This is a genomic window from Thioalkalivibrio thiocyanoxidans ARh2, from assembly GCF_000385215.1.
Lineage (GTDB): Bacteria > Pseudomonadota > Gammaproteobacteria > Ectothiorhodospirales > Ectothiorhodospiraceae > Thioalkalivibrio > Thioalkalivibrio thiocyanoxidans.
On the sequence record NZ_ARQK01000059.1, the window covers coordinates 98,756 to 118,550 of the forward strand.

At 67.1% G+C, this 19,795-nt stretch carries 17 protein-coding genes; 2 read left to right on the plus strand and 15 right to left on the minus strand.

Annotated features, from left to right (window positions below; all coding sequences use genetic code 11):
• Window positions 1-88: 88 nt before the first annotated feature.
• A complete protein-coding gene (locus G372_RS0111605; RefSeq protein ID WP_019623965.1) occupies window positions 89-1,321 on the minus strand; it encodes a multifunctional CCA addition/repair protein in 1,233 nt (410 codons plus the stop codon).
• A 24-nt stretch (window positions 1,322-1,345) separates the two neighbouring features.
• Window positions 1,346-2,308: a complex I NDUFA9 subunit family protein gene (locus tag G372_RS0111610; protein WP_019623966.1), complete on the minus strand. Its 963-nt coding sequence runs from the start codon at window positions 2,306-2,308 to the stop codon at window positions 1,346-1,348.
• A 94-nt stretch (window positions 2,309-2,402) separates the two neighbouring features.
• On the opposite strand from G372_RS0111610, the gene G372_RS0111615 reads away from it, so the two are divergent.
• Window positions 2,403-3,770: an NAD-dependent succinate-semialdehyde dehydrogenase gene (locus G372_RS0111615; protein WP_019623967.1), complete on the plus strand. Its 1,368-nt coding sequence runs from the start codon at window positions 2,403-2,405 to the stop codon at window positions 3,768-3,770.
• A gap of 114 nt (window positions 3,771-3,884) precedes the next feature.
• Here the strand turns inward: G372_RS0111615 and G372_RS0111620 are convergent, their stop codons facing one another.
• The 13 genes from G372_RS0111620 to G372_RS0111680 all read right to left on the minus strand — a co-directional run bounded on the left by G372_RS0111620 (window position 3,885) and on the right by G372_RS0111680 (window position 17,330).
• Window positions 3,885-5,999 carry a GGDEF domain-containing protein gene (locus G372_RS0111620; protein ID WP_019623968.1) on the minus strand — a complete coding sequence of 705 codons (2,115 nt, stop codon included), beginning with the start codon at window positions 5,997-5,999 and terminating at the stop codon, window positions 3,885-3,887.
• 350 nt (window positions 6,000-6,349) lie between these two features.
• Window positions 6,350-6,757, minus strand: coding sequence for an HIRAN domain-containing protein (locus tag G372_RS0111625; protein ID WP_019623969.1), 408 nt, complete (start codon window positions 6,755-6,757; stop codon window positions 6,350-6,352).
• A 91-nt stretch (window positions 6,758-6,848) separates the two neighbouring features.
• Window positions 6,849-8,015 carry a sugar-transfer associated ATP-grasp domain-containing protein gene (locus G372_RS0111630; protein WP_019623970.1) on the minus strand — a complete coding sequence of 389 codons (1,167 nt, stop codon included), beginning with the start codon at window positions 8,013-8,015 and terminating at the stop codon, window positions 6,849-6,851.
• Between the two features lie 189 nt (window positions 8,016-8,204).
• Complete coding sequence (locus G372_RS0111635; protein ID WP_018863475.1) at window positions 8,205-9,164, minus strand: helix-turn-helix transcriptional regulator; 960 nt, start codon at window positions 9,162-9,164, stop codon at window positions 8,205-8,207.
• A 94-nt stretch (window positions 9,165-9,258) separates the two neighbouring features.
• Complete coding sequence (locus G372_RS0111640; RefSeq protein ID WP_018863476.1) at window positions 9,259-10,032, minus strand: metal ABC transporter permease; 774 nt, start codon at window positions 10,030-10,032, stop codon at window positions 9,259-9,261.
• Window positions 10,022-10,624: an ATP-binding cassette domain-containing protein gene (locus tag G372_RS0111645; protein WP_019623971.1), complete on the minus strand. Its 603-nt coding sequence runs from the start codon at window positions 10,622-10,624 to the stop codon at window positions 10,022-10,024. The genes G372_RS0111640 and G372_RS0111645 overlap by 11 nt, the downstream gene beginning before the upstream one ends.
• A 32-nt stretch (window positions 10,625-10,656) precedes the next feature.
• Complete coding sequence (locus G372_RS0111650; protein ID WP_019623972.1) at window positions 10,657-11,583, minus strand: metal ABC transporter substrate-binding protein; 927 nt, start codon at window positions 11,581-11,583, stop codon at window positions 10,657-10,659.
• Window positions 11,584-11,667: 84 nt separating this feature from the next.
• Window positions 11,668-12,993 carry a hypothetical protein gene (locus G372_RS0111655; protein WP_018863479.1) on the minus strand — a complete coding sequence of 442 codons (1,326 nt, stop codon included), beginning with the start codon at window positions 12,991-12,993 and terminating at the stop codon, window positions 11,668-11,670.
• 144 nt (window positions 12,994-13,137) lie between these two features.
• Window positions 13,138-13,644, minus strand: coding sequence for a DNA-deoxyinosine glycosylase (locus tag G372_RS0111660; RefSeq protein ID WP_019623973.1), 507 nt, complete (start codon window positions 13,642-13,644; stop codon window positions 13,138-13,140).
• Window positions 13,645-13,649: 5 nt separating this feature from the next.
• The gene (locus G372_RS0111665) at window positions 13,650-14,120 is read right to left on the minus strand and encodes a transcriptional repressor (RefSeq protein WP_018993261.1); all 471 of its coding nucleotides are present in this window, start codon (window positions 14,118-14,120) and stop codon (window positions 13,650-13,652) included.
• A 63-nt stretch (window positions 14,121-14,183) separates the two neighbouring features.
• The gene (locus G372_RS0111670; protein WP_019623974.1) at window positions 14,184-15,239 is read right to left on the minus strand and encodes an alpha-L-glutamate ligase-like protein; all 1,056 of its coding nucleotides are present in this window, start codon (window positions 15,237-15,239) and stop codon (window positions 14,184-14,186) included.
• Window position 15,240: 1 nt separating this feature from the next.
• Window positions 15,241-16,791 (minus strand): inactive transglutaminase family protein, encoded by a 1,551-nt coding sequence (locus tag G372_RS0111675; protein ID WP_019623975.1) that lies wholly within the window; start codon window positions 16,789-16,791, stop codon window positions 15,241-15,243.
• Window positions 16,788-17,330, minus strand: a complete 543-nt coding sequence (locus G372_RS0111680) for an ATP-dependent zinc protease family protein (protein WP_483027341.1) — start codon at window positions 17,328-17,330, stop codon at window positions 16,788-16,790. Before G372_RS0111680 ends, G372_RS0111675 begins: the two co-directional genes overlap by 4 nt.
• Before the next feature lie 104 nt (window positions 17,331-17,434).
• Between G372_RS0111680 and ppsA the strand changes: the two genes are divergently transcribed.
• Complete coding sequence (ppsA, locus tag G372_RS0111685) at window positions 17,435-19,795, plus strand: phosphoenolpyruvate synthase (RefSeq protein ID WP_019623976.1); 2,361 nt, start codon at window positions 17,435-17,437, stop codon at window positions 19,793-19,795.

Genomic DNA, 19,795 nt, shown 5'->3' on the forward strand with positions numbered 1-19,795 from the left:
CGGGGTGCGGGGACAGAACCGGTGCCTAAACCAAGCCTCTGGCCGAATGGGGCCTGATCAACTTCCTATCGGCCAGAGGGCTGGCCTCCTACGGGTTCGGGGCGGTGCGCAGGGTATCTTCGATTGCCTGGATACGTGCGCGCTCCAGGGCCTCGCCGAGGGCCTTGCCCTTGTGCCCCTCGGCCATCAGGGCCTGTACGTCGACTCCCTGCGCGGCCGCCACGGCGCGGCGCACCGCATCGGCCTGGGGATAGGGCTTCTCCTCCCAGCCAGTGCGGCCGCGAAAATCCGCCTCCACCGCGAGCAGGAAGGGCTCGACATTCTCCGGTCGGCGCAGGGCACCCAGTCCGTCCACCAGCTTCATGACCGTCTTCGGGCGCAGGTCGAAGACCCGGTGCACCAGTCCGTGGTAGCGCGCGACCCGTATGGCCAGATCGCGGTAGCGGTTGGGGATGCGCAGGCGTTCGGCCAGGGCGCGGATCAGCAGGACCCCGCGTTCTTCGTGCCCGTGGTGGCTGGGCAGGATCCCGGGGTCGGTATTGCCCTTGCCGAGGTCGTGCACCAGCGCGGCGAAGCGAACCTCCGGGGACTCGGACAGGCGGGTTGCCTGGTCCAGCACCTTCAGGGTGTGCACGCCGGTATCGATCTCGGGATGATAGCGCGCCGGCTGCGGGACGCCGAACAGGCATTCGATCTCGGGGAACAGGCGGGCCAGTGCCCCGGCGTCGCGCAGGACTTCGACAAAACGGCGCGGGGCCGGGCTCTTCAGAGCCTTTTCGCACTCGGCCCAGACGCGCTCCGGCACCAGTGCGTCGACCTCGCCGGAGGTGACCAGCTCGCGCATCAGGTCCAGCGTGTCGTCGGCGACCCGAAAGCCCCAGGGGTCCAGCTGCGCGGCAAAGCGGGCCACACGCAGCAGCCGTACCGGGTCCTCGGCGAAGGCGGGCGAGACGTGGCGCAGAACGCGCGCCTCAAGGTCGGCCTGTCCGTTGTAGGGGTCGATCAGATGGCCGTCGGCGTCCTCCGCCATCGCATTGATGGTGAGGTCGCGACGTTCGAGGTCGGCCTCCAGCGAGACCTCGGGCGAGGCGTTGAGCTGGAAGCCGTGGTAGCCACGCGCGGTTTTGCGCTCGGTGCGCGCCAGCGCATATTCCTCGTGCGTCTCGGGGTGCAGAAAGACCGGGAAGTCGCGCCCCACCGGGCGGAAGCCGGCGGCCTCCATGGCCTCGGGCGTGGAGCCCACCACCACGTAGTCGCGTTCGTGCACCGGGCGCCCCAGCAGCCGGTCGCGCACCGCGCCCCCGACGAGATAGATGTGCATGGCGCCGCGCGGCCGCGCCAGGCGCTAGCCGCGGTCGACCTCGCGCGTGTGGGTGCGCAGGGCCTGCTTGCGTGCCTCGAGGCCGCCACCGAGGTATTCCGGAGCGATCGACTCGAGCCGTGTCGGGCAGGGCAGGCGCGAGCCGCCTTCACAGACGCTGTCGATGGTCAACGAGGCGAAATTGTCGCGTGACAGCGGCTTGCCGGGCACGAACTCGAACACGCTCGCCTGCAGTTTGCCGGCCCAGTCGGGCAGCGCCATGATTGGGCGCCGGTGGCCGATCAGCTGGCCGACATAGCGGACCAGCTCTTGCAGGGTATAGGTCTGCGGGCCGCACAGCTCGAAGCCCTCGCCGAAGGTCTCGGGATCCTCCAGTGCGTCGACGAAATGCTCGGCGACATCGCCCACGTAGACGGGCGCGAACTTCGCATTCGCGCGCGCCAGCGGCATGACCGGCGAGATCTTCAGCAGGGTGGCGAAGCGGTTCAGGAGGGAGTCATCGCGCCCGAAGATCACCGATGGGCGAAAAACCGTGACCGGGAAGGCGTCGCAGGCGAACACTAGTTGTTCCGCCTCGCCCTTGGTGCGCAGATACTGGCTGGGCGGGTTCTCCATGTCGGCATTAAGCGCGCTCATCTGCAGGAAACGACGGACCCCGCAGGACTCGGCGGCCGCCAGGGCTTTTTGCGTCAGTTCCACGTGCGCGGCGCGAAAGCCCGAGCCATCGCGGCCGCGTTCGTTGAGGATCCCGATCAGGTTGATGACCGCATCCTGGCCCGCGAAGAAGCGCTCCAGCGTGGCCGGGTCGTGGGGGCTGCCCTCGATCAGATCAACCTCCGGATTTACCAGCAGGTCGCGGTGGCGGTGGGGGCGCCGCGACAGCACGCGCACGCGGATACCGCGATCGACCAGGCGGCGGATGATCTGATGGCCGACAAAGCCGGTGCCGCCGAGCAGGCAGACAGAGCGAATCGAATCAATCGACATGGTCCCAAGGTCCTTCCGAAAGCCGGTGGGGGTGGTCTTATACTCGGGTGACTGTCAATCTTCAAACCGGGTTCCGTAACTCCGAGGCCTCGATATGACCGACCTGACCGCGATCAATCCCGCCACCGGCGAAACCCTGGCACGGTATCCGCGCATGGCTCCCGAGGCGCTGGAGGCTGCGTTGGCGCGGGCGGCCAGCGCCCAGCAGGACTGGGCGGCGCATCCCTCGACGGTTCGCGCCCAGTGCCTGCGCGATCTGGCCACCGTGCTGCGCGATCAGCGCGAGGCGCTGGCGCGCACCGCCACGCAGGAGATGGGCAAGCGCCTTGTCGAGGCGCGCGCCGAGGTCGACAAGTGCGCAATCGCCTGTGAGTACTATGCCGACCGCGGACCGGACTTTCTCCAGGACACCATGATCGCCTCCGACGCGAGCCGCTCGTTTGTCGCCTGGCAGCCGCTGGGTGCCATCCTGCTGGTCATGCCCTGGAACTTCCCGTACTGGCAGGTCTTTCGCCAGGCGCTCCCGGCGACGCTGGCCGGCAATACCGTCGTGCTCAAGCATGCCTCCAATGTCCCGGGTTGCGCCGAACACCTGGAGCGCGTGTTTACCGAGGCCGGCCTGCCGGAAGGCGTGTTCCAGAACCTGCCGGTCGGGTCGGACGCGGTAGAGGGCATTATTGCCGACGCCCGCGTGCAGGGCGTGAGTCTGACGGGATCGGAAAGGGCCGGGCGCGCGGTGGGCGCTGCTGCCGGCAAGGCGCTCAAGACCTCGGTGCTGGAACTGGGCGGTTCCGACGCCTTTATAGTGCTGGGGGACGCGGACCTCGACTATACCGTCGAACAGGCGGTGCGCGGGCGCTTCCAGAATAACGGTGAGACCTGTATTGCCGCCAAGCGCTTTATCGTCGAAGAGGGCGTGGCCGACGCCTTCGTCGAACGCTTCCGCAGGGCTATCGAGGCACTGGTGGTCGGCGACCCGATGGCCGAGGAGACCAATGTCGGACCACTCGCGCGCGCGGATCTGCGCGACGAGTTGCACGACCAGGTTCGGCGGAGTCTGGATGCGGGGGCCGAGTGTGTGACCGGGGGTGCGATCCTGGATGGCCCTGGTTACTACTATGCCCCCACCCTGCTGGACCGCGTCGAGCCGGGCATGGCGGCGTTCGATGAAGAGACCTTCGGCCCCGTTGCCGCCGTCACCCGCGCCCGCAACGCCGACGAGGCGGTGCGCCTGGCCAACCGCTCCCGTTTCGGCCTGGGTGGCAGCATCTGGACTGGCAACTGGGTGCGCGGCGAGGCCCTGGCGCGGCGCCTGGAATGCGGCTTCGCCGCCGTCAACGGTATCGTCAAGAGCGATCCCCGGCTGCCCTTCGGCGGCATCAAGGACTCCGGCTACGGCCGCGAGCTCTCCGAGCTCGGCATCCGCGAGTTCCAGAATGCCAAGACGATCTGGGTGAGCTGATCCGGGTCTTGCGGCGGCACGAGATCCTGTTCCCGTCGGGGCAGGCAGGGATTCAGGGGGGCTCGTGAGCGGTAGGCGCTGGCTGGGCTTTCCCGGTGCAGGAGGGGCGGGGCTTCAAAGCGCGGGCTCGTCCTCGCTCTCCATCATCACACGGTTGCGACCGGTGTTCTTTGCGCGGTAAAGGGCCTGATCCGCTCGAGTCATCACGCTGGCCGGCGAATCCCCTGCACGAAAGGCAGTGACCCCGAGGCTGATGGTGGCGGGACCCGCCGGCGGGAAGCGTTCGTCTTCAACTACACGGCGCAGGCGCTCGGCGATATCGAAACCCTCCTGCAGGCCGGTTTCCGGCAGCAGGACCACGAACTCCTCGCCGCCCCAGCGCCCCAGGATGTCGGAATCCCGCAGCTCTCTGGAAACCCGAGCCGTTACACCCAGCAGGACGCGGTCGCCGACCTCATGCCCGTATGTATCGTTGACCGCCTTGAAATGATCCAGGTCGAACATCACGAGTGTGGTGGGGGCACCGTAGCGTTGATGGTGGGCCAGGGCCCGTTTCAGTTCGGCGTCCAGGCGCTGGCGGTTGGCCGCGCCGGTCAGGTGGTCGGTCGACGCCTTCTGCCGAAGGGCGGCCTCCAGCCGCTTGCGCTCGGTGATGTCGATGCCGACCCCCAGCAGATACAGTTCGCCATCCAGCTCGACCCGGAAGCCATTGAAAAGATAAGGCGTCGTGGTGCCCCGGGTGATCAGCCGGCTCTCGATCTGCGAGTAGCCTCTTGTGAAGACTTCCTCGATCGCGCGAGCCGTCGCTTGCCGGTCTTCTTCCGCCAGAATCTCCAGCGCATTCAGCCCATCCAGCTCTGTGCCAGTACGGCCTGTCACGGTCATCATCCGGTCGTTCCAGCGCACCAGGCGGCCTTGCGAATCCAGCTGATAGAAGACCCCGGGGAGGCTTTTCAGGATCGAGTCCGATAGCGTCTTTTCCCGGCGCAGGCGGTCTTCCAGGGCGCGTCTCTCCGTGATGTCCCGGAAAATGGTCGAGGTCTGCAGCGTTTTTCCGGTCTCCTCGTCGCGCTGGACGATGATGGCCTGGGATACCGGCACCTCCTGGCCGCAGGCATCGAAGAGCGCGGTCTCCCCTTCCCAGAAACCCGTCTGGCGGGCGCAGGGCAGCCCTTCCTCCACGACCTTCCTGGCCGCCCAGTCGGGATGTACATGCCGTACCGTCTCCTCGACGCTCAGCGTCTGGAGGGGGAGCCCGGAACGATCCCGGTCGTCTCCGGCCCTCGCGAGGGCCCGCCCCGCAACCTCGGGCAGGCCGAAGAACTGGCGCGCGGCGGCGTTCATGAAGAGCATGGCGCCCTCTCCGTCGTGCATGGTCACCACGTCCTGTGTGTGTTCCAGTATCGCGGCCATCCGGCGCAGGTTGTCTTCAAGCTCCCTTTGCTCGGTGATGTCCTGGAGGGCTGCGATCATGCGTGCCGGTTTGCCATCACTGTCAGACTCGACCTGGCCGCGATGGCGCAGGGCGCGCATGCGGCCGTCGGGGTCCAGGAGGCGGTGGTCCACATGCAGATGACCTGTGTCGAGAGCGTGGTCAATCGCCGTCCGAACCTTTTTTCGATCGTCGGGGTGGACCGTGCGCATAAAGGATTCCAGCGTGCCGTCCGGGCGGCTCGGGTCCATGTTCAGGATGCGACAGGCCTCGTCGGACCAGTGGATCTCCCCGGTGCGCAGGTCAGCTGTCCAGCCGCCCAGGCGCGCGATTCGGTGCGCCTCGGCCAGTTCCTTTTCCCGCCGCTGAAGAATCGCTTCGGTTTCCCTGCGTGCGCTGATGTCGCGCACCGAAACCAGTATCTCCGGGCCGCCGTCCAGGTCCAGGCGGCTCAGGAGAACCTCGGTGAGAAACTCGGTCCCGTCCCACCTGCGGTGGACCCATTCAAAAAGGGCCTTGCCCCGATGCAGGGCCTGGTCGATACAGGCGATGGCGGCCTGTTCGCTGGGGCGGCCATCGGGCTGGCAGGCCGGCGACAAGTCAGTGATGCGGAGTGTGGTGAGCGTCGCTTTGTCGGGCACCCCGAACAGATCCAGGGCGGCCGGATTGCCGTCCCGCACACGATCGCCCTCGAGAAACAGGATCGCATCCCGTGATTGCTCGAACGCCGCGCGGTAACGGTCCAGATCGCTGGGCGCGCCGGGCCGTCCATGTCTGCGTTTGTCCGCCATGGCCATGATCTGTTCCGGCCTGACTTTTCGTCAGCCGCCCCCCCTGTCTGTGCCGCGCCCGGTTCCCGTGTGTTTGCTGCTCCCCTGCGTTCAAGTGTAGCGAGTGGGTCCAGCAAGATGCCAATGGTGATCCGCAGCGCCCCAGCCTTTCCGCAAGCGCAAGGGTCTCGGGTCTCAGGGGACGGTGTCTTCCTCGCGCCCCGAAACTGAGGTCCCGCGAAATCTTCCGGTTGAGCAGAAACGGCAGGCTGATGGACGAGACGCGCGGCCTCCTGGTCGCATGATCCCTTCCGGCAAGGCCCCCGAGCGTTTTCGCTCGAACCGGCGTTGGCTCGGGCGGTCACTGAAGCCTGGTTTCAGGCGCCGCGGGCGGGGCGCATGCGGTACAGGCCCAGTTCCAGTTGCTTGCGGCTGCTGACACTGTCGCGCTTGGCGATGATGCGGGCGATCAGGGGTTCGTCGCGGTCGAGGAGGTCGGCGGCGAGCTGGTTCTGCTCGCGTGGCAGGTAGCCGAGCTGGTGGTCGACCCAGTCGATGGCGACAGCCTTGTCGTCGTGCGGGTTCAGGCGTTCCCGACGCAGGGTCAGGGCCTGGCCGCGCTTCAGGGCGTTCCACAGCTTCGGGGCGTCGTGGTGGCGGAAGCCGGCCAGCGGGATGGTCTGCAGCAGTTCCTCGGTGGTGGCGGTGGCGCTGTAGCGCCCGCGCTTGGCGTAGTAGCCGCGCAGGGTGGGGATCGGACGGGCCTGCTGGATCTTGTTCGGCATCTTGGACTCCCTATCTTGTCTGGATCCGGGGTCCGTTGTAGCACCTGGGGTGGCTCACAGAATGAGCCACCGGACCCGATGGTGCTCTCGCTCAGGCAGGTCTGGGTGGGCTCTTGGCAGTCGGGTTGGCCTTGACCCTGCTGCCGCGCGGCTTCTGCGGGCGGCTCCTGGCCGCCGGGCGCCAGAGATCCTCCCAGCCAAGGCCGGTGAAACAGGGACCCATGGCGGCCTCGGCGAAGGTAATGGCCGGCAATCGTGCATTCCACTCGAGGAGGCGAACCTCGCCTTGGCGGCTGATGGCGACATCCCAGCCGATGCAGCCGACATGGGGGATCCGGTTGTGGAGTTTCTCCACGACCGAGACGGCCTCGCGGAAGGCGGGGGCCTCGAGACCCGCGAACTTGATGCCGGAGACGGGGTGGCGCTCTGTCTCGGTCCAGTCGGGGAGATAGCCGAAGGGGCCCAGGCGCCCGGTCTCGACCGAGACGGGGATGTACAGTTCTTCCAGCTCCCCGGTGGCACGATTCAGAGGAATACAGAAATCGGCCGCCTGCGGAGCGTGCTGGTTGGGATCGATGCCCGTGCGCAGGAATGCGGCGCGGGCGCGAGCCTGGCCATCGGGATGCAGTACGGTGGTGATGCGCAGGGTGGTCACAAACCCGGGGGCAATCTGGTCGAACAGTTCATGTTGGACCACGAACTCCTGCAGGGTGCCGTCGGGCAGCGTCCGCAGACGTTCACGGTCCAGTGAGCGGGCGTCCAGTAACATCACCCCGCTGCTTTCGCGGCCTCCGTCGGGTTTGAACACGACACGATTGGAATGGCGGAACAGCGTGCGCTCCCAGGCGTCGTCCGGGATCGGGCGAAAAGACGGAGACATCAGCCGACCGTTCATCACGTGGGCGCGATCGGGAAAGTGCGGGCTGCGAAAGAGATGGCGCGACAGCGATCGGATGCTGGATATTTCGCCCGCCTTGCGGTTGATGCTTGGCAGTACCACTTGGCTGTAGTAGTTCCCGGGAATCCAGCCCTCGCGGAATTCTCCCGCCACGGTCGCGTATACCTGAAGCCAGTCGGCATAGCCGCTCCAGCCGAGCACTTCGGTTGCGTATTCTCGCGTCTGGCGGCGGATGGAGCCGGGCAGGCGCCCTTTTTTTTGTTCGATTGGTCGCAGCAGCTTTGTCGCTTCTTTGCGATGCACCCGGTAGAGCCGATAGCGGCCATATCGATTCTTCAGTGACCGATAGGTGCGCAACATCCCAGGATTCCTTCGCCTTTGTTATTAGACGCTTTCCATGTGTGTCCCGGATGCTAGGGCGCGTGGTGGCGGGCGAGAAGCCGAGGGGTGAATCGAGGTTCACAAAACTCCTGTGCGGCTCACGGGTGTATGCCGGTTTTGTGACATTACAAGTGCGCCGCAGGCCTGCTGGTTGCGAAACGCGGGTCCTTACGGGTACTGACGGGCCGCTTCCCTGAGGGCCTTGGCGACGCGCGTGCGCAGGTTGTCGGGCGCAAGCACCTCGACGCCCGGTCCGTGACGAAGGATCTCCTGGATCAGCTCGGTGGGGTCGGCGTAGGGGACTCGCAGGTGGTAGGCCTCGCCCTCGTATTCGCCGATCTGGTCCGGATGCCAGGTCTCGTCGGCGACCCAGCGCGCGTGTTCCGGGGTGAAGCGCAGCTCGGCCCATTCCTGTGCCGGGCCGGTGAAGATGCCGAAGGCCGAGCCGATGTGGGCATCCAGCGTAGTCTCGTCGAGGTCGCGGTAGGTGCCGTCTGCCGGGGTTGTCGAACGGATGCGTTCCAGCGCAAAGGTGCGCAGGTCCTGTGCCTGCTCGCACCAGGCGATCAGGTACCAGTTGTCGCGGTAGTAGAGCAGGCGCTGTGGATGCACGACGCGGCGGGTTGCGGTGTCGCGGGCGCGGCCGTGGTACTCGATCGCGATTGGCTGTTCGTCCAGCGTGGCGGCGGCCACGGCCTGAAAGCCCTCGCTCCGCCCACCCCGCTGCGCCAGCGGCTGGATGCGGATGCGACGACGCACAGCGTCCGGCTGGTGCCCGCCGCTGGCGAGCAGCTCGCGGATACGATCCTTCAGTGGACCCAGAGTGGGTGCCAGCAGACCCGGCTGCACGTCCTCCAGCAGCTGCTCCATGGTCAGAAGTGCCAGCAACTCGGACTCGTTGAACCACAGCCCGGGCAGTTCGAAGGCCGGGGCGTCCTGTCCGTATCGGTAGCCGTTGGCCTGCGGGTCGTATTCGATCGGCGCCTGCATGAAATCGCGCATGTACTCGATGTCGCGCTTGATCGTGGCGCGCGAGACCTCGAGCCGTTCCATCAGGTCCGCCAGCGACGGCGGACGCCGGGCCTGCAGCAGGCGGTGCAGATGAAAGATGCGTTCGGCGCGGTTCATGTCCGCGACGCTAGCGGCCGGCGGCCCCCGCTGCAACTGGGCGTGATCTCTCAACAGGCTGCCCCGGCCTCCCTGAGGACAACCTGTTGGGAGATCACACCCAGGCGCGCACCCCCAGGCGGGCCAGCAGGGCCAGGCCCGTATGTACCAGCACGAGCACAGGGGCGAAGGGCTGGTCCAGCGGCAGGCTCAGCGCCCATGCGATCAGGAACCCGGCGAGGGCGATGGCCAGCGCCCACAGGAGCAGGCTGCGCAGGTTGTGTGCGAGATGGGCGGCACCCCAGGCGGGCAGGAGCAGGGTCGCCAGTGCCGCCGGAAGGCCCAGCACCATGCTGCCGAGCACGATCGCGGCGACCAGCCAGGCGATCTCGACGAGCCGGAGCCAGGGTGCGGGGGGCGGCGCGGCGGAGACGTCGGGGGCGATCTGGGCGTACAGCCAGACCCTCCGAAGCCCGGGCCACAGGATGAGGCTGGCGACACCCAGGATGGCCACGGCCCAGAGCTCGGCCGGACCGGTGAAGTACAGCTGGCCCTCGGCCCAGGCGGCCGCGGCCAGGCTGGCCTGCGAGAAATTGGCAGCCAGCAGGGTAACGGCGGCCAGCCCCGCCAGGAACACGGCCAGGGGGAGTCGCTCGCGATCTGCACTGCGTTGCAGCAACGCCATAACCCCGGCACCCAGGAGCAGGGCCACTGCCAGCACGGGCCAGTGCAGCACGGATGCGAGCACGCCGCCCGCGGCGGCCCACTGCCCCAGCGCCAGCGCCTGCCAGACCGACCCGCGCAGGAACAGTCCGGCACCGGCCAGCGCCAGCACGCCGGTCACCAGCAGCCCGGCCACGAACGGGACCAGCAGCAGATCACCGGTCATGGAGGTACTCCGCCAGTGGGTGATCCTGCACGCCAGCGGCCCTCAGGAAGTCATCGTCGTGGCTTGTCATCAGCAGTGTGGATTCACCGGGCAGGGCGGCGATCAGTTCGATGGCATCGTGGCGGACCTCGGCATCGAGGTGATTGGCGGGCTCGTCCAGCAGGATCAGCCGCCTCGCCGGGCCGAGTCCCTTGCAGTTGGTCAGGGCGGCGGCCAGACGCAGCAATTGCCATTGCCCTCCACTCAAGCGGTCCAGGCGCTGGTCCATCAGGGCGCGAATGCGCGACTGTTCGGGTGTCTGCGCGCCCATGGCCCGGAACCAGTCATGCCCGGACAGCGGCCAGGGCTGGCGGCGCGGGTGATTCTGCGCGAGCAGGCTGGTGCGGGTCTCGGGGGCAAGCTCCAGTTGGCCGCCATGAACCCGGGCCTGGCCGGTGACGGCTTTCAGCAGCAGAGACTTGCCAATCCCGTTGGGGCCGGTCAGGGCCCAGCGCGCGCCCGCGGGGACCTCCAGAGACAGAGGGCCGAGAACCGGGCGCTCGAACCCGAGGCAGGCGGAGCGGGCGCGCAGGATGGTGTTGGCAGAAGACATGGAGACCCTTTGCGGTGCTGGTTTGACGGACGTCAGCGCTGCGACAGGGCCTCGGCCCAGGTGGTCATCAGTTCCAGATAGCCCTCCAGCGCCTTTTCGTCCGGCGGGTCGAGGCGGACGGCATGAGTCGGCCAGCCGAGGTGGCGTTCCAGGAACTCCGCGCCCCGTTCGGGCTGGAAGACCGCATACAGCACGGCTCCGTCGGTGCCTTCCAGGTCGCCGACCAGGCTGCGCAGGTGGCGTGCGGTGGGCGGGATCCCCGGGGCCGGCTCCAGATAGCCGACGATCTCGACCGGCAGCCACTCCTCCAGATAGTCGAGGTCCTCGTGGTAGACCACGATGCGTTGGTCTGGCTCCACACGCTCGGCCAGCTTCTCGGCGTGTTCACGCAGACGTTCGGCGGCCGCCTCGGCGCGTTCCATGAAGGCCTCGGCGTGATCGGGGCGCAGCTCGCCCATGCGTTCGCCCAGCGCGAGCCCGATCTCGGCCATGCGCAGGGGGTCGGCATTGAAATGCGGGTTGCCCTCCTCGTGCACGTGGCCCATGTTCGGGCCGTCCTTGGTGATGGAGCGGCGCAGTTCGACCTTGTCGGCTGCGCGGAAGTGGCCGGGCTGCCCCGAATTGATTGCACGGTTGCGGGCGCCGCGCTGGGCGGCGGGCAGCCAGCCTTCCTCGAGGCCGGCCCCCATTTCCAGCAGCAGGTCGGCCCGGCGCAGGGCAGCCATGAAGCTTGGGCGGGCGTCCAGGTAATGTGCGTCGCGATCCGGCGGCGCGAGCACGCGGACCTCGGCCTCGTCGCCCCCGATCTCGCGGGCCAGGGCACCGAGGCTGGATGTGGTGGCCACGATGTTCAGTCCGGCGGCCGCCTGCGCGGGTAGCAGGATGAAGGTGAGTGCGGCCACCGAGGCCACGGCGGCGAGTGTCCGGGTGATACGGGTGCGAGTCTTGCTAAAGGACATGCGGGACTCCTGGTGATATCGGGGTACTAGATGGGGCCGGCAGGGTGTTGAAGGTCCTGCCAGCCCTGAACAAGGCAAGGGTGATCAGAAGCGGTGGGCACCGTGGGCACCGAGGGCCACGTTCAGCTGCAGCATGAATTCCAGCCCGCGGTCGCGATCACCGTCCTCGTCGACGAAGTCGTTCTGCGACAGCTGCGCGCGCAGGAATACCGGCTCCACCGGGCGGAAGGTGATCTGGGCGGAATGACGATAGCTGGTGCCGAACGAGGGCTCCGCGAAGTTGCGCTCGCTGCCTTCGTTGGTGGGCAGGCCGCGATTGGTCAGGCCCAGGGCCTCGGAGCGCAGCCCGGCCTCCCAGCGCGGGGCGAAGCCGTAGACGCCCTGGATATACAGGCCGTCCTGGCGCGCCTTGCCGCTACCCTGGGCGTTGCCGGCGATGGTGGTCTGGTCCTCTCGGCGCTGATAGTCGACATCGATTTCGCGATAGAAATACTCGCCCTGCAGCCGCCAGTCGCCGTGGCCGTAGGCGCGCCCCGAGCTGTACTTGTAGACGGCGTCCAGACCGGCGAACCAGGCATCGCCATCCCATTCCTCCAGGCCGGAACCGTGTTCGGTCTCTTCCTGCCAGGTGCGGGCGTAGCCGCCGGAGATACCGAACTGCGCGGCGTGGTCCGGGCCCAGATCGGGGCCGAATTTGGCGAAGGCGGTGACCAGGCGCGGCCCGGATACGTCGGAGAACGAGGAGCCGATTTCGTCCCCGGCGTTGGTGGTGTGCGAGCCGCCCGAGCCCTGATAGGGGATGAAGCTGTTGTCGCCCTGGAGGAGCTCCACCCCGAGTTTGGTGTAGGTCGCGGTCGGGGCGAGCCAGGTGGCCTGAACGCCGGTTTCCTGCAGGCCGTGGTCGCCGAACAGGTATTCGTTGACCAGCGGGCGGTCGACGAAATCCCAGTCGTGGCCGTGGCGGCTGTTGATGTAGCCGATGTCCGACAGGAATTTGCCCGCCTTGACCTGGAAGCCGCCCGGCAGGGCCCGGGTGGTCAGGTAGGCCTCTTCGACGTCGAGGTGGTCCTCGTCGAACCCGAGCATCAGGAACCCGTCGAACAGGTCGCCGAGATTGGCTTCGAAGGCCAGCTCGTTGTGTCCGAGGTTGAAGCCATCGTCGAAGCCGCCGTGGTCATGGCCATCGCCGTGTCCATGGTCATGGCCGTCATCGAAGCCGGCCGGTTCGCTGATCCCGTGCGACAACTCGTTGTAGTAGATCCCTTCCAGGATCAGCGAGATGTCCAGCCCCCAGTTACGGTCTCCCGCGCGGGTCTCCCACTGCTGGGCGGTGGCGCTGGCCGGCACGGCGAGCGCCAGGGCGGTCAGTCCGCCCAGGGCCGGGCGGAACAGGTTCGTGTGATTCGGCATGACGGGCTCCCAGAAACGAGCAGGCGCGCCGGGATTATTGGCGCGCCTGGATTGTTATATCGTTACGTTCTGGTGGGAATGTTATGAGATAACATTTTACCGCACAACCCCGGCACAGCTGCCCTGTGGCGCCAGGCAGGCCTTCTAGGGTTTCTCGGGGATCCCGGCGCTTGCCAGCGCTTCGGCCCAGGCCTCGAGCTTGGCCTCGAAGCTCCAGCGGGCGTTGGCCGGACTGGTCGATGGCAGGCGCAGGGCCTTGACGCCCAGTGCCTGGGTCTCGTGCAGACGACGTGCGCTCTCCGCGCCGTTGTGCAGGACGAGGCGCAGCCCCGGCGCCTCCCGTGTCAGCTGCGCGAGATCGTTGGGTGAGGCGGCACGGATGGCGCTGTCCAGGCTGCCCTCGCGCTGGCAGGCACCGTAGACATCCCACAGGCCGATACGGTGTGCGAGCAGGCGCCGGATTCGTTCGGGGTATTCAAGGTCGGGGAAGGGCTCGCCGAGGATGGCGGCCATGATCGGCCAGAACTGGTTGCGCGGGTTCGCGTAGTACGCCTGGGCCTGGAGGGAGGCCACGCCGGGGAAGCTGCCCAGCACCACCGCACGGGTACGGGTGTCCAGGACCGGGGGAAACGCCTGGAGGGTGGCGGGCACGGCAGTCAGGCGTTACGGCAGTCCGCGCAGTGCCCGTGCAGCTCGACCATGCGCGAGTCGATGGCAAAGCCCTGGGCAGTGGCCTGGGCCTCGAGCGCCTGGGTGGCCGGCTCCGGTGTGTGGAACTCGGTGATCTGGCCGCAGCCGTCGCAGATCATCAGCGCCGACTCGTGGCGCTCCCCCGGGTGAGAGCAGGCGACGAAGCCGTTCAGGCTCTCGATACGGTGGATCAGGCCCTGTTCCAGCAGGAAGGCCAGGGTCCGGTAGACCGTTGGCGGCTTGATGCTGTGGTCGTCGGAGGACAGCGCATGGATCAGGTCGTAGGCCTTGATCACGCCGTCGGTGCGCAGGATCTGTTCGAGGATGCGGCGACGCTGTTCGGTGAGCCGGGCCCCGCGTCGGGCGCAGACGCGCTCGGCGTCCGCCAGTGCCTGCTCGATATCCGCCGGACTGTGGGAATGCGCTGTCGAGGTCATGGGACCTAGGATAGCGGAAAGTGGCTCGGGCCTCTCGGCGCTGGTCGAGAAGCCCCCATCTCGTTAGCGCAGCTCGACCCCTGTTGAATCCGCGCCTTGTGCAGTCGGAGTGGCCGAAGCGGCATCCGCAGGCGCCGCTTCCGTTGCTTCGTGACGCGCGAAGACCTCGGCGGCCCAGCGCGCGCGCTGCTCGGGGGGCTCGGTGCCGTCGCGCCCGACCAGGTGCGCGTCCACCGCGAGCAGCCGGCTCTCCAGCCCCTCGCCGTTGGCGATCTGGATCGCGAGTCCGGGGCGCGCGTTGAGTTCGAGGATCAGGGGGCCGCGCTCCTGGTCGATCACCACGTCCACGCCCAGATAGCCCAGCTTGCTCAGTTCGTAACAGCCCGACGCCAGTTGCATCAGGTCATCCCAGCCGGGGATTTCCAGGCCGACAATCGAGTGTTCGGTGTCGGGGTGTTCCCAAATGGGCCGGTTGTGCTGCACGCCGCCGATGGTCTTGCCGGAAGCCAGGTCGATCCCGGTGCCGACCGCACCCTGGTGCAGGTTGGCCTTGCCATCGGAGTCCTGGGTGGGCAGGCGCATCATGGCCATGACCGGGTACCCCCGGTAGACGACGGTGCGGATGTCGGGCACGCCACGATAGGTGATCTGATCGAAGGCCGAGGAGAACCGGACCCGCTGTTCGATCATCGCGACGTCTGGACGTCCGCCCAGGCTGTACATCCCCGAGAGGATGTTGGAGCAGTGGTCGTGCAGCTCGCTCATCTCCATCGTGCGGCCGCTGGCGCGCCGCAGCCGATCCCCGCGCCAGCCAGTGATGACCAGGATGCCGTCGCCGGCGGCCCCATGCGCCGGCTTGATCACGAAGCCGCCGGGGTAGGCGCGCAGCAGACGGTCGAGCTTGCGAATCTCGTGATGCGAACGGACGACGCCGTAGAGTTCGGGCACCGACAGGCCGGCGTCCAGGGCAAGGCGCTTGGTCTCCAGCTTGTCGTCCACCCGCGGGTAGAAGCGCCGGTGGTTGTACTGGGCGATGAAGCGCGCATTGCGCGCGTTCATTCCCACAATGCCCTGCGCGCGCAGGGTCCGCGGGAGTACGAAGCGTGGCAGCCAGCCCATGCTAGCGATCCTCCGAGCGTTTGGAGGGCTGCATGGCCTCCTGCATGCGGCCAAAGCGGAACAGCTCGCTCAGGCGATAGCCTGTATAGCGCCCGAGCAGCAGGGTCATCGCCAGCAGCACCAGCAGCAGTTCGGGGAATACGAACAGCAGGTGTTCCAGGTGGCGATTGGCCATCAGGCCATAGGCGGCCGCGGCCACGGCCAGGCTGCCGATGCCCTGGGTAATCGCGTCCGATGGCCCGTGTTCTTCCCAGACCACGGACATGCGCTCGATCGTCATGGCCAGGATGACCATCGGGAACAGCGATAGCGCGAGCGCCCGTTCGAACCCCAGTTGGTGCGAAAGGATGCTGATCCCGAGCATCAGCATGATGACCACGCTGACTACTGCGGCCAGTCGCGGCACGAGCAGTAATCGCAGGTGCTCGAGGTAGAAGCGTACGGCCAGGCCGAGTGACACGATCAGGGTAAACAGGATGATCCCGGCCAGCAGTTGTGTCTCGCGAAAGGACAGCGCGATCAGTACCGGCATGAACGTGCCGAATGTCTGGACGCCGATCACGTTGCGGAGGAACACGATGATCATGGCCCCCAGGGGGACCATGAGCAGTACGCGGTAGGTGTTCTGGGTCCCCAGCGGGAGATTCAGGGTGGAGAACTCCATCAGCTGGGCGTTGACGGTCTCGCCGAATCGCTGGGCGGTGGTCAGTGCGTCCTGTACGCCACGCGAGACGGCGAAGCGGACCTCGGCGTCGCGTCCGTTGGAGACCTCCAGCAGGGGCGCGGAACCATGGGCCCAGACGACTACGTCGTCCGGATATTCGATCTCGCCCGACAGCGGATGGATGGGCACCCAGCGCCGTGTGTTGTGGACCTCGATCCAGGTTTCCGGGCGTACGTCGCGGCGCCCATCGCGCAGGTGCAGCGTGGTGACAGTGCGCGCGGGAATACGGGCTGTTGCCAGAAGTTCAATCAAGGTCTCGGTACGTTTCACGCGGTCGCCGCCGTCATCGGCGAATACCGCGGCGTTGGACGCGGGCGCGGCGTGGGCGAGGTCATTGACCAGCACCGAGGCGAAGGTCTGAATGTCCGAGGAACGGCCGCGGACATCCTCGATCAGCGCATCGGCCGCGGAGCGGTAGGGCTCGGTCCACTCCGGGGCTGCGACGGGGCCGGGATACTCGGCATCCGAGCGATCATCGCCATCGCGGTAGAGGGTCGCGCGGTAGTACAGCACCTGTTCCCCCCGCGGCTGGCGTATGGTCCATTGCGCAATCCGGTCATCCTGGGCGCGCAGCGTGTTCAGGCCATACCCGCGCGAGACAAAGTTTTCGTCCAGCGTGGCGAAATTGGGCAAGCGGTCGGGGATGCGGAGCTGCACGTTGGCGGCACCGCCTGTTGGTTGATAGCGGACACGTGCCTCGACCTGCCAGGTCTCGGCCGATGCCCCGGGCATCACGGGCATGTCCAGGGCGATGACCTTGTAGGCGAAGATCCCGAGCCCGATCGTACTCAGCAGAACGATCAGGATCGGAAGATGAAATCGTCTCACGAATTGTCGTCTCCGCAGTCGGGCCGATGCGTATGCTCGGCCCCGGAGTCGACCAGAATATGCCCGGCGAGGTGCGTGCGACCAATGAGGGCCTGATACGTGAGGTTGCTGCGGTCAATGAGGGTCGTGTCGGCCTTGATGCGTTGATCACCGATGCAGAATTCCATCGCGATGACCGGACGCTCCTGGCTGTCGCCGCTGTGCTGGCGGATGCGGACGCTGCGCTCGATCGGCCGCTCCAGTGTGATGTAGGCGTCTTCGTCATCGGGGTCGACGACGTCAAAGCGGATCCAGTCCTCGCCGTCGCGCTCGAATTTCTCCTTGTTGAGCGCGTTCAGCGATGACGAGGTTGCACCGGTATCCAGCCGTGCCTCCAGCACGATCCCCTCGTCCACGATTTCGACATCTTCCACGGTACCCAGGATGGCCAGCGAGGACGGATCGTCCTTGGCCTGTACGGGGGGCAAGCCGAGGGCGAGGCCGAGCAGCATTCCCCCGAGGGCGGTTTTCGTTAAGCTGGACCAAAGGGTCGGGCGCATGGACACGTGGCCTCCTCAGATGTGGGGTCAAAAATAGATTCAGTCTATCCCAATGGCGCCATTGACCCGTGTTAGACAGTTCACAAACCTTCCCGGGAGGCGCGATGCGCTGGGTAGTCGATCTCGACGATCTGAATATGGACGATGTGGCGAAGGTGGGCGGCAAGAACGCCTCCCTGGGCGAGCTTCTGCGCGAGCTGGGGCGGGCTGGCGTGCGCGTGCCCGGCGGGTTCGCGACCACGGCCGACGCCTTCCGTGCGCATCTGGAGCACGAGAACCTGGCTGCCCGGATCAAGGCGCGCCTGGCCGATCTCGACATCAACGACATCGAGGCCCTGCGCGAGGCGGGGCGCGAGGTGCGTGGGTGGATCGAGGCGGCGCCACTGCCGGACGAGCTGGAACAGGCGGTGCGCGAGCACTACGCCAAGCTGGGCGATGACGTGCCCGTCGCCGTGCGCTCTTCGGCCACCGCCGAGGATCTGCCCGAGGCCTCGTTTGCCGGGCAGCAGGAGACGTTTCTGAATGTGCGCGGTATCGATGCGCTGCTTGCGCGGCTGCGCGAGTGCTTCGCCAGCCTCTACAACGACCGCGCGATTGCCTACCGGGTGCACAACAACTTCGCCCACGACGAGGTGGCCCTTAGCGCCGGGGTGCAGCGCATGGTGCGTTCCGATGTCGGCGCGAGCGGCGTGATCTTTACCCTCGACACCGAGAGCGGGTTTCGCGACGCGGTGTTCATCACCGGCGCCTGGGGGCTGGGCGAGACCGTCGTGCAGGGTGCGGTGAATCCGGACGAGTATCAGGTCTACAAGCCCGCGCTGGCCGCCGGCAAGCGGGCGATCATTGGTCGCACCCTCGGCACCAAGGCCATTCGCATGGTCCTGGACGAGGGCGGCACGCGCACCGAAGACACGCCGCGGGACCTGCGCGAGCGCTTCTGCCTCAGCGACGCCGATGCCGAGCAGCTGGGTCGTTTTGCGGTCGCGATCGAGCAGCACTACGGCCGGCCGATGGACATCGAGTGGGCCCAGGACGGCGAGACCGGCGAGCTGTTCATCGTGCAGGCGCGCCCGGAGACGGTGGAGAGCCGCGTCGAGCTCGGCGCGGGCGAGCGCTACGAGCTGGCCCCGCATAGCGAGACGCCGCTGGTCACCGGCCGGGCGATCGGCTCGAAGGTCGGCGCCGGGGTCGTGCGCGTGCTGGATTCCCCGGATTCCATGCACACCATGGAGGAGGGCGACATCCTGGTGGCGGACATGACCGACCCGGACTGGGAACCGGTGATGAAGCGTGCCGCCGCGATCGTGACCAATCGCGGCGGGCGCACCTGCCACGCGGCGATCATTGCCCGCGAGATGGGTATCCCGGCGGTGGTCGGCTGTGCCGATGCGACCGAGGCCCTGTCCGATGGCATGGAGGCCACCGTCTCCTGTGCCGAAGGTGACGATGGCCATGTCTACGCCGGAAGGCTCGACTACTCGGTCAAGAAGACCGATATCGGCGAGCTGCCGGAGCTGCCCGTCAAGCTGATGCTGAACGTGGCCAACCCGGGCCGCGCCTATGCCTTCTCGCAGCTGCCGCACGCCGGGATTGGGCTCGCACGGCTGGAGTTCATTATCAACGGCACCATCGGTGTCCATCCGCTGGCGCTGCTGGACTACGCCGAGGACCCGGGGCGGCTGGATGCCGATGCGCAGGAGCGTATCGCCGAGCGCCTGCGCGGGTTCGACGACGGCCCGCGCGAGTTCTTCGTGCGCAAACTGTCCGAGGGCATCGCCACGCTGGCCGCGGCCTTCGCGCCGGAGCCGGTAATCGTGCGCCTGTCGGACTTCAAGTCCAACGAGTATGCCCATCTGATCGGGGGCGCGGGCTACGAGCCGGAGGAGGAGAACCCGATGCTCGGGTTCCGCGGTGCCTCGCGCTATCGCTCTGACACCTTCCGCCCTGCGTTCGCGATGGAGTGCGAGGCCCTGCGCCGCGTGCGCGAAGAGATGGGGCTCGAGAACGTGCAGATCATGGTCCCGTTCGTGCGCACGCTGACCGAGGCCGAGGACGTGATCCACGTGCTCGGCGAGGAGGGGCTGCGCCGCGGCGAGAACGGCCTGAAGGTCGTAATGATGTGCGAGATCCCGTCGAACGCCCTGCTGGCGGCGCGCTTCCTGGAGCACTTCGACGGCTTCTCGATCGGCTCCAACGACCTGACCCAGCTCACGCTGGGCGTCGATCGTGACTCCGGCCTGGTGGCGGATTCCTTCGACGAGCGCGACGATGCGGTGAAGGCGTTGCTGACCATGGCGATCCGGGCCGCGAAGGATGCCGACAAGTACGTCGGGATCTGCGGACAGGCCCCGTCCGACTACCCCGAGATGGCCGCGTGGCTGATGGACGAGGGCATCGATTCCTTGTCGTTGAACCCGGATGCACTACTCTCCACCTGGGAGCAACTGGCGAAGGTGAGGGGATAG

Coding starts and splice junctions, on each gene's coding strand:
- G372_RS0111665 (WP_018993261.1), bottom strand. CDS start 14,120: ATGACCTCGACAGCGCATTCCCACAGTCCGGCGGATATCGAGCAGGCA.
- G372_RS0111615 (WP_019623967.1), top strand. CDS start 2,403: ATGACCGACCTGACCGCGATCAATCCCGCCACCGGCGAAACCCTGGCA.
- G372_RS0111670 (WP_019623974.1), bottom strand. CDS start 15,239: ATGGGCTGGCTGCCACGCTTCGTACTCCCGCGGACCCTGCGCGCGCAG.
- G372_RS0111630 (WP_019623970.1), bottom strand. CDS start 8,015: ATGTTGCGCACCTATCGGTCACTGAAGAATCGATATGGCCGCTATCGG.
- G372_RS0111620 (WP_019623968.1), bottom strand. CDS start 5,999: ATGGCCATGGCGGACAAACGCAGACATGGACGGCCCGGCGCGCCCAGC.
- G372_RS0111645 (WP_019623971.1), bottom strand. CDS start 10,624: ATGTCTTCTGCCAACACCATCCTGCGCGCCCGCTCCGCCTGCCTCGGG.
- G372_RS0111605 (WP_019623965.1), bottom strand. CDS start 1,321: ATGCACATCTATCTCGTCGGGGGCGCGGTGCGCGACCGGCTGCTGGGG.
- G372_RS0111625 (WP_019623969.1), bottom strand. CDS start 6,757: ATGCCGAACAAGATCCAGCAGGCCCGTCCGATCCCCACCCTGCGCGGC.
- ppsA (WP_019623976.1), top strand. CDS start 17,435: ATGCGCTGGGTAGTCGATCTCGACGATCTGAATATGGACGATGTGGCG.
- G372_RS0111655 (WP_018863479.1), bottom strand. CDS start 12,993: ATGCCGAATCACACGAACCTGTTCCGCCCGGCCCTGGGCGGACTGACC.
- G372_RS0111650 (WP_019623972.1), bottom strand. CDS start 11,583: ATGTCCTTTAGCAAGACTCGCACCCGTATCACCCGGACACTCGCCGCC.
- G372_RS0111610 (WP_019623966.1), bottom strand. CDS start 2,308: ATGTCGATTGATTCGATTCGCTCTGTCTGCCTGCTCGGCGGCACCGGC.
- G372_RS0111680 (WP_483027341.1), bottom strand. CDS start 17,330: ATGCGCCCGACCCTTTGGTCCAGCTTAACGAAAACCGCCCTCGGGGGA.
- G372_RS0111640 (WP_018863476.1), bottom strand. CDS start 10,032: ATGACCGGTGATCTGCTGCTGGTCCCGTTCGTGGCCGGGCTGCTGGTG.
- G372_RS0111635 (WP_018863475.1), bottom strand. CDS start 9,164: ATGAACCGCGCCGAACGCATCTTTCATCTGCACCGCCTGCTGCAGGCC.